Raw genomic sequence first — 12,505 nt, forward strand, 5'->3', positions numbered from 1 at the left:
CTACGTCATATCACGTATACGCTTTCGCAGTGCAGCACCGGATAGTCCCTTAAGCAACAGTTAACTTCCGTTTTCGGCCTGTTGTCTAACAAGAAGAGGGGATCAACCAGATGAATCTCAAGTCCTATATCACGGGCGCCGCACTCGGCGCCGTCATGTCGGCCACGGCCGCATTCCACGGAGCCGTTGCGGCTGACGACACCATCAAGGTCGGCGTTCTGCATTCGCTGTCCGGCACGATGGCGATCTCTGAAACGACGCTGAAAGACGCCATGCTGATGCTCATCGACGAGCAGAACAAGAAGGGTGGCCTTCTCGGCAAGAAGCTCGAAGCCGTCGTCGTCGATCCGGCCTCCGACTGGCCGCTGTTTGCCGAAAAGGCACGCGAGCTGATCGAAAAGGACAAGGTTGCGGCCGTCTTCGGTTGCTGGACGTCCTCGTCGCGTAAGTCGGTTCTGCCGGTTTTCGAAGAACTCAACTCCATCCTGTTCTACCCGGTTCAGTATGAAGGCGAAGAGTCCTCGCGCAACATCTTCTACACGGGTGCTGCTCCGAACCAGCAGGCAATCCCGGCTGTCGATTACCTGATGGAGAAGGAAGGCGTTAAGCGCTTCGTTCTCGAAGGTACCGACTACGTCTATCCGCGCACGACGAACAAGATTCTGGAAGCCTACCTCGTCTCGAAGGGCATTCCGAAGGAAGACATCATCATCAACTACACGCCGTTCGGCTTCTCCGATTGGCAGACGGAAGTAAAGAAGATCAAGGAATTCGGCGCGGCCGGCAAGAAGACGGCTGTTGTCTCGACCATCAACGGTGACGCCAACGTCCCGTTCTACAAGGAACTCGGCAACCAGGGCGTCAAGGCAACCGACATCCCGGTCGTTGCCTTCTCGGTCGGCGAAGAAGAGCTTGCCGGTCTCGACACCAAACCGCTCGTCGGTCACCTCGCTGCCTGGAACTACTTCGAGTCGGTCGAAAGCCCGGCGAACAAGAAGTTCATCAAGCAGTGGCACGACTTCACCAAGAACGACAAGCGCGTGACCAACGACCCGATGGAAGCTGCCTATATCGGCTTCAACGCCTGGGTTAAGGCTGTTCAGGCTGCCGGCACGACCGACACGGACAAGGTTCTCGACACGATCATCGGCACTACGGTTCCGAACCTGTCGGGCGGCTATGCGACCGTCATGCCGAACCACCACATCACCAAGCCGGTTCTGATCGGTGAAATCCAGGCGAACGGCCAGTTCGAAATCGTCCAGCAGACTCCGGCGGTTGTCGGTGACGAATGGTCCGACTTCCTGCCGGACTCCAAGGACCTGATCTCCGATTGGCGCAAGCCCATGAACTGCGGCAACTTCAACGTTGCCACGGGCAAGTGCGGCGGCAAGGGCTCCTGAGTGCTGATCACCCCGTCACTCTGACGCCTGAAGACTTCCGCCCGGTCTCTCCTGTCCGGGCGGAAGGTCCATCTCCGGAGCGCAGCCTTGATGCTTCGGACGGCGCCGGTTCCACATCGAATCGATGCCGACTTAAGGGCTTATTTTTCTCGATTGCGCCGGAAGGCCAACGATAACCGAGGCAAGAAAGCCGATGTATCGCGCCATCAAGATTTTGCTTTTGACCCTATGCCTGGCCATGCCGGCTTTTGCGACCGCGCTCAAGGCACAGGAAGATATTCACCCGCTTATCGATGCGCTTGGCGTCGGCGATTTCCCTGAGCGCGAAGCCGCGATCAAGGCACTGGTCGCCTCCAAGGATCCGCGCGTCGGCGAGATCCTCAAGCTCCTGAGGGATGGCCAGCTTTACGTGAATTCCGAGACCGGCGGTCCGGTGCTGGTGCAGGGCGGCACCGAGGATGAGCCGACCTATGCCGACCCGATTTCCGGCGAGGCCGTTTCCGACGTCGATCCTGATTACATGTCCAAGGTCAAGATCAACAATTCGCTGCGCACGGTGATTGCCACCGTCACGAGCCAGCTGACACTCCTGAGCCCGGATCGCGGCGCACGGCTTGCGGCAGCCCAAGGACTGCTCAAGGACGCCGATCCGGCAAATCTCGATCTCCTCACCTCGGCGCTGGCTGAAGAAAAGGACGCCGAGGTCAAGAATGCGATGGAAGCGGCGCGCGCCGTCATGGTGCTGAAGAGTGATGTCAGCGCCGAAGAGAAGAAAGCCGCGATCGATACGGTTGCGGCGCGCGGCGGGCGCGATGCGCTGACCATCCTGAATTCGGCGATGGCGACCGCGCCCGAGGAGCTTAAGGGCGCTATCCAGACCCATATCAACGCGATCAACCGCAGCCTGGCGATTTGGGATGTCGGGCAGAACGTCTGGTACGGGCTGTCACTCGGCTCGGTGTTGCTGCTCGCCGCGATCGGCCTTGCCATCACCTTCGGCGTCATGGGCGTCATCAACATGGCGCATGGCGAAATGGTGATGATCGGCGCCTACACGACCTACGTCGTGCAGGAATACATCAGCTCCGCATTTCCGGAACTTGGAAACTACTCGCTGGCCTTCTCCGTGCCGGCGGCTTTCCTCTTCACCGGCTTCGTCGGTCTTGTCATCGAGCGCGTCGTCATCCGCTATCTCTATGGGCGGCCGCTGGAAACGCTGCTCGCGACCTGGGGCGTGTCGCTGATCCTGCAACAGGCGGTTCGCACGATCTTCGGGCCGACCAACCGTGAGGTGCGCAATCCGAGCTGGATGTCCGGGGCGTTCGAACTCGGCGGTCTCTCGATCACCTGGAACCGCCTCTGGATCATCGTCTTCTCGATGGCCGTATTCTTCGCGCTGCTCGTTCTCCTGAAGCGCTCGGCCTTCGGTCTGCAGATGCGCGCGGTCACGCAGAACCGCCGCATGGCCTCGTCGATGGGTATCCGCACCGGCTGGGTCGATGCATTCACCTTCGCGCTCGGCTCCGGCATTGCCGGCATCGCGGGCGTCGCGCTCAGCCAGATCGACAACGTCTCTCCGAACCTCGGCCAGAGCTACATCATCGATAGCTTCATGGTGGTGGTCTTCGGTGGGGTCGGCAATCTCTGGGGCACGCTCGTCGGCGCGCTGTCGCTTGGCGTGCTCAACAAGTTCCTCGAGCCTTTCGCGGGCGCCGTGCTCGGCAAGATCCTGGTGCTGGTCCTCATCATTCTCTTCATCCAGAAGCGTCCGCGTGGGCTCTTCGCACTCAAAGGAAGGGCGGTGGAAGCATGATTACGGCCTTCCTGCTCCGGTCTCTCGACGGCAAGATCATTGCTGCGATCGTCATTCTGCTTGCCGTCGCCGTCTTGGTGCCGGTGCTCAACCTGATGACCGCGCCGACCAATCCGCTGCATATCCCGACCTACATCATGGCGCTGTTCGGCAAGTATCTGACCTACGCGCTGCTGGCGCTGGCGCTCGATCTTGTCTGGGGCTTCTGTGGCATTCTCTCGCTCGGCCACGGGGCCTTCTTCGCGCTCGGCGGCTATGCGATGGGCATGTATCTGATGCGCCAGATCGGCTCGCGCGGCGTCTATGGCGACCCGATCCTGCCTGACTTCATGGTGTTCCTGAACTGGAAGGAACTGCCGTGGTTCTGGTACGGCTTCGACAAGTTCTGGTTCGCGGCGCTGATGGTTTTGCTGGTGCCGGGACTGCTGGCCTTCGTCTTCGGCTGGTTCGCCTTCCGCTCACGCGTCAACGGCGTCTACCTTTCGATCATAACGCAGGCGATGACCTACGCGCTTCTGCTCGCCTTCTTCCGCAACGACATGGGCTTCGGCGGCAACAACGGCATGACCGACTTCAAGGAAATCCTCGGCTTCAACGTGCAGGCTGATGGCACACGTGCTGCGCTGTTTGCCGCGACCGCCATCTTCCTTGCCCTGTCGCTCATGATCGCCTCGGCCATCGTCCGCTCGAAGTTCGGCAAGGTGCTGGTTGGCGTGCGCGATGCGGAAAGCCGCACGCGCTTCCTCGGCTACCGCGTCGAGCACTTCAAGCTCTTCACCTTCGTCGTCTCCGCGATGATGGCGGGCATTGCCGGTGCGCTCTACGTACCGCAGGTGGGCATCATCAACCCCGGCGAATTTGCGCCAGCGAACTCGATCGAAGTGGTCATCTGGACCGCCGTCGGCGGACGCTCGACGCTGATTGGGCCGATCATCGGCGCCATTCTGGTCAACGGCGGCAAGACGATCTTCACGGGTCTGTTCCCCGAGTTCTGGCTGTTTGCGCTGGGTGGCCTGTTCGTCGCGGTGACGCTGTTCCTGCCCAAGGGCATCGTCGGCACGATCGGCCAGCTTCTCGGCAAGAAGCGCAGGCCCGCCTCCGGCGACACACCGTCGGCCAGCCGTGAAGACGGCGTCGATGCTAAAATCCAGCCTGCGGAGTGAGCGCCATGATCCCTGACATCAAGCCCAACAGCGTGCTCTATCTCAACAACGTCTCCGTCTCCTTCGATGGCTTCAAGGCGCTGAATTCGCTGTCTATCGTCATCGAACCGGGCGAACTTCGCGCCATCATCGGCCCCAACGGCGCCGGCAAGACGACGATGATGGACATCATCACCGGCAAGACGCGGCCGGATAGCGGCCAGGTGTTCTTCAACGGCCAGACCGATCTCACCAAGCTCGACGAGGCCGACATCGCCCAGCTCGGCATCGGTCGTAAGTTCCAGAAGCCGACAGTGTTCGAGAGCCATACGGTGTGGGACAATATCGAGTTGGCGCTGAACCGCAGGCGCGGGGTGTTCTCGACGCTGTTCTACCGGCTGTCGAGCGAGGACCGGTCGCGTATCGAGGAGATACTCGTGACCGTTCGGCTGACGCATCGCCGCGACGACCTCGCCGCCAATCTCAGCCATGGGCAGAAGCAGTGGCTGGAGATCGGCATGCTCTTGGCGCAGGAGCCGAAGCTGTTGCTGGTCGATGAGCCGGTGGCCGGGATGACGGATGCGGAGACGTCGGAGACGGCGATCCTGCTCAAGGAAATCGCCAAGACGCGGTCGGTCGTGGTCGTCGAGCACGATATGGGCTTTATCCGCGACCTTGGGGTGAAGGTGACGTGTCTCGCCGAAGGCTCGGTGCTTGCCGAGGGGTCGATCGATTTTGTGAGCTCCGATCCGAAGGTGATCGAGAATTATCTGGGGCGGTGAGGGATGTTGGCGCTCTTTGTTGCAGGCAAAACCCCTCCCCAACCCCTCCCCACAAGGGGGAGGGGCTCAACCAGGGCGAACCCTTTCAGCCAGACCTGCTCGATACTGCTTGGGGTGGTGGACGCTGAGGCAGTGGCCGCAGCTCAGTCCCTCCCCCCTGTGGGGAGGGGTTGGGGAGGGGTCTTTACACCCGCAATTCGCCAGGAGATGGCACCATGCTGACCGTCGAAAACGCAAACCTCCACTATGGCGCGGCGCAGGCGCTGCGCGGCATCTCGCTCAAGGCAGAGATGGGCAAGATTACCTGCGTGCTTGGCCGTAACGGCGTCGGCAAGAGTTCGCTGCTGCGCGCCGTCACCGGCCAGCATCCGCTGTCTTCAGGCACGGTGACCTTCAACGACACCAGGCTCAACGGACTTGCGCCCTACGCGCGCGCCAAGCAGGGTATCGGCTATGTGCCGCAGGGGCGCGAGATCTTTCCGTTGCTGACGGTGAAGGAAAATCTCGAGACCGGCTTTGCACCGCTCGCACGCCGCGACAAGAATATTCCCGACGACATCTTCAGCCTGTTTCCTGTTCTGCAGACCATGCTCGGGCGGCGCGGCGGGGATCTCTCGGGTGGGCAGCAGCAGCAGCTGGCGATCGGCCGGGCGATGGTGACGCGGCCGAAGATTCTCGTGCTCGACGAGCCGACAGAGGGTATCCAGCCGTCGATCATCAAGGATATCGGCCGGGCGATCCGCTATCTGCGTGATAGTACCGGCATGGCAATCCTGCTGGTCGAGCAGTACCTCGATTTCTGCCGGGAGCTTGCCGATTACGTCTACATCATGGATCGCGGCGAGATCGTGCATGAGGGGCTGGCGGAGACGCTCGATACGCCTGAGGCGCGCCGGCATCTGACCGTCTGATCGGCATTCGCCGCTTTTGGAGGCACTGGACGACATGCGCCCAGCTGGCTGGCGCCGGGATTGCAGTGTCCTTCGCGCGGCATGGAAATTGCTTGCTTTCAATCAGTTACAGGATTGAATGAGAACGGCCGGGCAAACCGGCGGCATGAAAAGGGCATGGAATGACGAACGCCGCGGCAGCCACCAGACCGCAAAGGGCCGAAGGCCGCGGGCATCTGGCCGCGAAGTCGCTGGGCGGGCGCACGCGCATCCGCGAGCTCTATCAGGAGGGTGCAGCGAAGATCCGGCTGCCCGATACCTTCGATGCCTCGATGGAAGCCGTCATCATCAATACGGCCGGCGGTCTCACCGGTGGCGATCGCATGGACTGGAGCGTTGTCGCCGGTCCAGGCACGCGCATCGACGTGACCACACAGGCCTGTGAGAAAATCTACAAGGCGTCCGCCGGCACCGCCGAGATCACCACGAAAATCCAGGTCGGCGCCAATGCGCGGGTCGACTGGCTGCCGCAGGAAACCATCCTCTTCGATCGCTCCTCGCTCTATCGACGGCTCGATGTCGACCTCGACGAGGGCGCGGAATTCCTGGCGGTCGAAGCGATCCTGCTGGGGCGCAAGGCGATGGGCGAGGCGGTTGTCTCCGGGCTGTTCCGCGACCGCTGGCGTATCCGCCGGGAAGGCCGGCTCTGCCATGCCGAGGATCTGAGGCTCGCTGGCGAGGTGCAGGCGCTGACGCGGGAGCAGGCGGTGCTTTCGGGCCAGGTCGCCTTTGCGACGCTGCTCTATGTCGGGCCGCAGGCGGAGAGCTATCTCAATGCGGTCAGGCCGTTGCTCGACGGTCATATGGGCGGCGCCAGCTGCTGGGGCGGCAAGCTGGTTGTTCGGCTGGCGGCGTCGGATGGCTTCGCACTTCGAAAAATCCTGATCCCGATCATTTCAGCCTTGCGCAACGGTGCGCCTGTGCCGAAAGTCTGGAATCTCTAGTTCAAGCAGATGGATGCACGATGAACCTCACACCACGAGAAAAAGACAAGCTGCTGATTTCGATGGCGGCGATGGTCGCGCGGCGGCGGCTCGAGCGGGGCGTCAAGCTCAACTATCCCGAGGCGATCGCGCTGATTACCGACTACGTCGTCGAAGGCGCGCGTGACGGCCGGCCGGTGGCCGAGCTCATGGAAGCCGGTGCCCATGTCATCGGCCGCGACCAGGTGATGGACGGCATCGCCGAGATGATCCACGACGTGCAGGTGGAAGCAACGTTCCCCGACGGAACGAAGCTCGTGACCGTTCACGAACCGATCCGCTGAGGCCGCCATGCTCGAGCTTCGACCCAATTGCGAATGCTGCGACAAGGACCTGCCGCCCGAAAGCCGCGAGGCGATGATGTGCAGCTTCGAGTGCACCTATTGCACGTCCTGCGCCGAGACCGTGCTGTCAGGCATCTGCCCGAATTGCGGCGGCGAGCTGGTGCGCCGGCCGATCCGCCCGGCGGGCAAACTCATCAACAACCCGGCATCGACGAAACGCGTGCTGAAGGCCGAGGGCTGCGCGCCCATCAAGGCCGCGTGAGGAGACAATCATGATCCCAGGCGAAATCATTGCCGCACCAGGCGAAATCGAACTCAACGCCGGTGCCCCAACCGTGACGATCGAGGTGTCGAATACCGGCGACCGTCCCGTGCAGGTCGGCAGCCACTATCATTTCGGCGAGACCAATGCGGGGCTCTCCTTCGATCGAGAGAAGGCGCATGGCATGCGGCTCGATATTCCGGCCGGCACGGCCGTGCGCTTCGAGCCGGGGCAGACGCGTTCGGTGACGCTGATCCCGCTATCCGGTAAGCGCGAAGTCTACGGCTTCCGCCAGCTGGTGATGGGCAAGCTGTGATCATGTCTCGGGAGGAGATGGTGCGTGTTGCAATGCCCGTGGCCTTTGGCCTGCTCGCGCTGATTGGTGCCGGTGGCGCCAGCGCCGAGGAGATCGACTGCAAGAGCCCGACGACGCAGACCGATATGACGCTCTGCGAGCGGGCGCGGCAGGACGATGCCGATAAGGCGCTCAACGTTCAATACAAGAAGACCCGCGCCGCCATGGTCGCCATCGATAGCGATCAGGATGGCGACATGAAGGGGGCGGAGAAAGCTTTGGTAACCGCCCAGCGCGCGTGGATCACCTATCGTGATGCGCAATGCGAGGCGGCCGGCTTTCAGGCGCGTGGCGGCACGATGGAGCCGATGCTGGTGGCCGGCTGCATCGCCAACGTGACCGATGCCAGGACCAAGGAGCTGAAGACGCTCGAAGACGCGATGAGCAACTGAGGTGGCAGAGAGCATCATGATCGTCGGCAATGGTGAGATCGGTGCGGAGGGGGCCGCTGCTGTTGCCGCGGCAGGCTTCGTCATCCGGTTCAACGAATGCCGATCCTACGAGGCGAGCCCCGGCCGCACTGATGTCGTCGCCGTCTGCAATACCGGCCGTCCCGCCAAGGTGATGCTGTCTTCCGAAGCGTGGCGCGCGCATCCCGCCGTGGTCGAAGCTGCCGAGATCTGGAGCGTGCGCGATCCGGAGAAGTTCGCAGCGCTGAAGGCCCCGCTTGCCATATCGCATCCAGAGCTCGACGATTTCTGTGACGACTATACGAGTCAATTCAACGCCTTCTGCGGGGAAGCTGGCAAGGCGCATGTGGTCGTTGACAAAGTGATTCATGATGGCGTCGACCAGGCGCTGGCCGCATTTGACCCTGCGCCTTACGTCGTGCCGAGCAGCGGCATGATCGTGATCGCTGAGGTCATGAACCGATTTCCCGATGCCCCGATCGCGCTTGCCGGCTTCGGCCATCAAGGCTGGGAGTGGCATCCCTTCGCCGCCGAAAGGCAGCTCGTCGACGCTTACGTCGCCGCCGGCCGCGTCACGCGGTTTTATCCGTCCGCATCCCGTTCGTCCTCCCAAGGAGCCTGACATATGCCCTACAAGATTTCCCGCGCCGCCTATGCCGGCATGTTCGGCCCGACCACCGGCGACAAGGTGCGGCTTGCCGATACCGAGCTCTTCATCGAGATCGAGAAGGATTTCACCACCTATGGCGAAGAGGTGAAGTTCGGCGGCGGCAAGGTCATCCGCGACGGTATGGGGCAGAGCCAGGCGACGCGGGCGCAGGGCGCGGTCGATACCGTCATCACCAATGTCGTGATCATCGACCATACCGGCATCGTCAAGGCTGATATCGGGCTGAAGAACGGCCGCATCCACGCCATCGGCAAGGCCGGCAATCCGGATACGCAGCCGGGTGTCAACATCATCGTCGGCCCGTCCACCGAGGCGATCGCCGGCGAGGGAAAGATCATCACCGCCGGCGGCATGGACGCGCATATCCATTACATCTGCCCGCAGCAGATCGAGGAAGCGCTGATGTCCGGCATCACCTGCATGCTCGGCGGCGGCTCTGGCCCGGCGCACGGTACGCTCGCCACCACCTGCACCGGCGCCTGGCATATCGAGCGCATGATCGAGAGCTTCGACGGCTTCCCGATGAATCTCGCGCTGGCGGGCAAGGGCAACGCCTCGCTGCCGGCCGCACTCGAGGAAATGGTGCTTGCCGGCGCGTCGTCGCTGAAACTGCACGAGGACTGGGGCACGACGCCGGCTGCGATCGATTGCTGCCTCTCGGTTGCCGACGAATACGATATCCAAGTGATGATCCACACCGACACGCTGAACGAAAGCGGCTTCGTCGAGGATACGATCGGCGCGCTGAAGGGCCGCACCATCCACGCCTTCCACACGGAAGGGGCGGGCGGCGGCCACGCGCCCGATATCATCAAGATCTGCGGCCAGTCGAACGTCATTCCGTCGTCCACCAACCCGACGCGGCCCTACACGGTCAACACCGTCGCCGAGCATCTCGACATGCTGATGGTCTGCCACCACCTGTCGCCGTCGATCCCCGAGGATATCGCGTTTGCCGAAAGCCGTATCCGCAAGGAAACGATCGCGGCCGAAGACATCCTGCACGACATCGGCGCCTTCTCGATCATCTCCTCCGACAGCCAGGCCATGGGTCGTGTCGGCGAAGTGGCGATCCGCACCTGGCAGACGGCGGACAAGATGAAGCGCCAGCGCGGTCCGCTGAAGGAGGAGACGGGGGATAACGACAACTTCCGCGTCCGCCGCTACATCGCCAAGTACACGATCAACCCGGCGATCGCGCAGGGCGTCAGTCACGAGATCGGCTCGATCGAAGTCGGCAAGCGCGCCGACCTCGTCTTGTGGAACCCGGCCTTCTTCGGCGTGAAGCCGGAGATGGTGCTGCTCGCCGGCTCGATCGCGGCGGCCCCGATGGGTGATCCGAACGCTTCGATCCCGACGCCGCAGCCGATGCATTACCGCCCGATGTTCGCCGCCTATGGCAAGCTGCGCACAAACTCGTCGGTCACCTTCGTCAGCCAGGCCTCGCTCGACGCCGGCCTCAAGGGTCGCCTCGGCGTTGCCAAGGACCTTGTCGCCATCAAGAACACGCGCGGCGGCATCTCCAAGGCATCGATGATCCACAACAGCCTGACGCCCCATATCGAGGTCGATCCGGAGACCTACGAGGTGCGCGCCGACGGCGAGCTGCTGACATGCGAACCGGCGACCTCGCTGCCGATGGCGCAGCGCTACTTCATGTACTGAGAGATTTTAACGGTCGGCGCTCGTCGCCGACCGTTTCGCGTCTGGCTTGTTAAGCAAAATCTTCTTAAAGTTGTTTTTTCAAAGTGCCCTGTTCCACCTTGGGGCGGTGCGTCCGCAATGGAACACGTCAATGCGCGAATTTTAAAAAGACATTCAAAATCAATGAATTGAGTTTGAGTATTGTCGAGTTGAATCGGGTGCCGGAACGTAGCATTTTCGGTCACCTTTGAGCGCCCGATCAATTCCCCTGAAATCGTTCAAATCTTAACAATCCACTTAAGAAATCGGCAGCAGTTGGCATCTAAGCAATGTGCTTGGCGCTGGGCAAGAAGGTCGATTCGAATGAAAATTTCACTCCAGGCAGAGCTTGGCGATTTTCAAAACCGCCATACGATTTACACGTTCGCTCTCAAGATGAGCTTTCTCGCGGTGATGTTGTCGTCGGTCGTGATCGCTATCTTGGTGCTGCCATTCGATTGGCTCGGCGTCTTGCCGGTGCCACTCGCGAACGCCGTGGTCTACGGCGTCGCGCTGTCTTGGCTGATCGGGGGGCTTGTATCGGGCGTGCTGGCGCTGGTGGTCGGCTGTGCCATGCATCAGCTCAGCGTCTCGCGGGCCGAGTTCGAACAGTTGAGCCGAACGGATATGCTGTCCGGCCTTCTCAACAGACGCGCCTTTACAGAGGCGCTTGATGAGATCGACGGCCAGGCCTGTCTGGCGATCTTCGATGTCGACCGCTTCAAGGCGATCAACGACCGTTTCGGTCATGCGTGCGGGGATCAGGTCATCATCGCCGTCTCGACCCTGCTCGCAACGTCCTTCTGCGGCCGATCTTTTGCCGCACGGCTGGGTGGCGAGGAGTTCGGCGTGATTGTTGTGGACCTGCCGCGTGAGGAGCGCATAGCGCTGATCAGGTCGGTCTGCACCCAGCTCGCCGCGCAACCGATCCTGGTCGACGACTGCGCGATCAATATCACTGTTTCGGCGGGCATCGCGGAGTTTGGTACAGGACGCAGCAAGGAGACCGTTTATTCCGCCGCCGACAAGGCGCTTTATCTTGCCAAGGCGCTCGGCCGTAATCGCGTCGTGCACGAGGACGAAGGGCTGCAGCCGCACGTTCGCCGGCGCAGGCGGCTGAGCGACAGCGGGCACACCGCGCCGGCTGCCGAGATCGACTATCTGGCGGCGGCCAAGAACACAGGATAGCGGAGCTCTCGCGTGTTTTGACCTTGCATCGGCGGGGGCTATTTTGCATGCTCGGGCAGTCATTTGAAATGGATATGTCATGCAGCGCGTTACCTCCTATCTTCCCGCCGGCACGCCTTCTTCGAACCCCATCGGCAAGGTTGTCCTGCCACATGATCTGAGGCATCTACGCCGCAAGCTGCTGCATCTCGAAAATGGCGACATGGTCATGCTCGATCTCAAGGAGCCGGTCTTGTTCGCAAGTGGCGACATGCTGGTGCTGGAAGACGGCGAGCTGATCGAGATCGTTGCCGCGGACGAAAAGCTGTTCGAGATCAAGGCACGGGACCGGCTGCATCTGATCGAGCTCGCCTGGCATCTCGGAAACCGCCACCTCGGCGCCCAGATCGAGGAAGAGCGTATCCTGATCCTGCGCGATCACGTCATTCGTTCCATGCTGGAAGGACTGGGAGCAACGGTGTCGGAAGTCTCCGAGCCGTTCCAGCCGGCACGGGGCGCCTATCACTCCCATGGCAGCAATTCGCATGGGCACGACCACGGCCATTCGCATGGCCATCATCACTCGCACGACTGAGCGTTC

At 61.8% G+C, this 12,505-nt stretch carries 13 protein-coding genes and 1 pseudogene; all 14 read left to right on the top strand.

Translation table 11 applies throughout. The features are described from left to right. Nucleotides 1-110 precede the first annotated feature (110 nt). The 14 genes and pseudogenes from urtA (at nt 111) to ureE (ending at nt 12,499) form a co-directional block, all read left to right on the top strand. A complete protein-coding gene (urtA, locus tag QTL94_RS19585) occupies nt 111-1,403 on the top strand; it encodes an urea ABC transporter substrate-binding protein (RefSeq protein ID WP_113575840.1) in 1,293 nt (430 codons plus the stop codon). Between the two features lie 193 nt (nt 1,404-1,596). Then, entirely contained in the window at nt 1,597-3,216 is a 1,620-nt protein-coding gene (urtB, locus tag QTL94_RS19590; protein ID WP_289802952.1) for an urea ABC transporter permease subunit UrtB, read from the top strand. Continuing rightward, nucleotides 3,213-4,304 (top strand): annotated as a pseudogene (gene urtC, locus QTL94_RS19595) (urea ABC transporter permease subunit UrtC); the annotation flags it as partial. The gene urtB and the pseudogene urtC, both read left to right, overlap by 4 nt. A gap of 80 nt (nt 4,305-4,384) precedes the next feature. Continuing rightward, nucleotides 4,385-5,140 (top strand): urea ABC transporter ATP-binding protein UrtD, encoded by a 756-nt coding sequence (gene urtD / locus QTL94_RS19600; protein ID WP_289802954.1) that lies wholly within the window; start codon nt 4,385-4,387, stop codon nt 5,138-5,140. A gap of 215 nt (nt 5,141-5,355) precedes the next feature. After that, nucleotides 5,356-6,051, top strand: coding sequence for an urea ABC transporter ATP-binding subunit UrtE (gene urtE / locus QTL94_RS19605; RefSeq protein ID WP_289802955.1), 696 nt, complete (start codon nt 5,356-5,358; stop codon nt 6,049-6,051). Between the two features lie 161 nt (nt 6,052-6,212). After that, nucleotides 6,213-7,034, top strand: coding sequence for an urease accessory protein UreD (locus tag QTL94_RS19610; protein WP_065691155.1), 822 nt, complete (start codon nt 6,213-6,215; stop codon nt 7,032-7,034). Nucleotides 7,035-7,054: 20 nt separating this feature from the next. After that, complete coding sequence (locus tag QTL94_RS19615) at nt 7,055-7,357, top strand: urease subunit gamma (protein WP_018897100.1); 303 nt, start codon at nt 7,055-7,057, stop codon at nt 7,355-7,357. 7 nt (nt 7,358-7,364) lie between these two features. Next, nucleotides 7,365-7,619, top strand: coding sequence for a DUF1272 domain-containing protein (locus QTL94_RS19620; RefSeq protein WP_289802956.1), 255 nt, complete (start codon nt 7,365-7,367; stop codon nt 7,617-7,619). 10 nt (nt 7,620-7,629) lie between these two features. Continuing rightward, on the top strand, nt 7,630-7,935 hold the full coding sequence (locus QTL94_RS19625) for an urease subunit beta (RefSeq protein ID WP_047514525.1): 306 nt from the start codon (nt 7,630-7,632) through the stop codon (nt 7,933-7,935). A 17-nt stretch (nt 7,936-7,952) separates the two neighbouring features. Continuing rightward, complete coding sequence (locus tag QTL94_RS19630; protein ID WP_289802988.1) at nt 7,953-8,366, top strand: lysozyme inhibitor LprI family protein; 414 nt, start codon at nt 7,953-7,955, stop codon at nt 8,364-8,366. A 16-nt stretch (nt 8,367-8,382) separates the two neighbouring features. Continuing rightward, nucleotides 8,383-9,006, top strand: coding sequence for a Urease operon accessory protein (locus QTL94_RS19635; RefSeq protein WP_289802989.1), 624 nt, complete (start codon nt 8,383-8,385; stop codon nt 9,004-9,006). Between the two features lie 3 nt (nt 9,007-9,009). Beyond that, nucleotides 9,010-10,719, top strand: a complete 1,710-nt coding sequence (gene ureC / locus QTL94_RS19640) for an urease subunit alpha (RefSeq protein WP_113523118.1) — start codon at nt 9,010-9,012, stop codon at nt 10,717-10,719. 342 nt (nt 10,720-11,061) lie between these two features. Further along, entirely contained in the window at nt 11,062-11,925 is an 864-nt protein-coding gene (locus QTL94_RS19645) for a GGDEF domain-containing protein (protein ID WP_289802957.1), read from the top strand. Nucleotides 11,926-12,004: 79 nt separating this feature from the next. Beyond that, nucleotides 12,005-12,499, top strand: coding sequence for an urease accessory protein UreE (ureE, locus tag QTL94_RS19650; RefSeq protein WP_289802958.1), 495 nt, complete (start codon nt 12,005-12,007; stop codon nt 12,497-12,499). Nucleotides 12,500-12,505: the final 6 nt, after the last annotated feature.

Origin of the sequence: Rhizobium sp. S96, assembly GCF_030382195.1 — a bacterium.
In the GTDB taxonomy this organism is placed as follows: Bacteria; Pseudomonadota; Alphaproteobacteria; order Rhizobiales; family Rhizobiaceae; genus Rhizobium.

Bases quoted from the DNA above. Each gene is read 5' to 3' on its own strand.
- urtA (WP_113575840.1), top strand. From the start codon at position 111: ATGAATCTCAAGTCCTATATCACGGGCGCCGCACTCGGCGCCGTCATG.
- urtB (WP_289802952.1), top strand. From the start codon at position 1,597: ATGTATCGCGCCATCAAGATTTTGCTTTTGACCCTATGCCTGGCCATG.
- urtD (WP_289802954.1), top strand. From the start codon at position 4,385: ATGATCCCTGACATCAAGCCCAACAGCGTGCTCTATCTCAACAACGTC.
- urtE (WP_289802955.1), top strand. From the start codon at position 5,356: ATGCTGACCGTCGAAAACGCAAACCTCCACTATGGCGCGGCGCAGGCG.
- QTL94_RS19610 (WP_065691155.1), top strand. From the start codon at position 6,213: ATGACGAACGCCGCGGCAGCCACCAGACCGCAAAGGGCCGAAGGCCGC.
- QTL94_RS19615 (WP_018897100.1), top strand. From the start codon at position 7,055: ATGAACCTCACACCACGAGAAAAAGACAAGCTGCTGATTTCGATGGCG.
- QTL94_RS19620 (WP_289802956.1), top strand. From the start codon at position 7,365: ATGCTCGAGCTTCGACCCAATTGCGAATGCTGCGACAAGGACCTGCCG.
- QTL94_RS19625 (WP_047514525.1), top strand. From the start codon at position 7,630: ATGATCCCAGGCGAAATCATTGCCGCACCAGGCGAAATCGAACTCAAC.
- QTL94_RS19630 (WP_289802988.1), top strand. From the start codon at position 7,953: ATGGTGCGTGTTGCAATGCCCGTGGCCTTTGGCCTGCTCGCGCTGATT.
- QTL94_RS19635 (WP_289802989.1), top strand. From the start codon at position 8,383: ATGATCGTCGGCAATGGTGAGATCGGTGCGGAGGGGGCCGCTGCTGTT.
- ureC (WP_113523118.1), top strand. From the start codon at position 9,010: ATGCCCTACAAGATTTCCCGCGCCGCCTATGCCGGCATGTTCGGCCCG.
- QTL94_RS19645 (WP_289802957.1), top strand. From the start codon at position 11,062: ATGAAAATTTCACTCCAGGCAGAGCTTGGCGATTTTCAAAACCGCCAT.
- ureE (WP_289802958.1), top strand. From the start codon at position 12,005: ATGCAGCGCGTTACCTCCTATCTTCCCGCCGGCACGCCTTCTTCGAAC.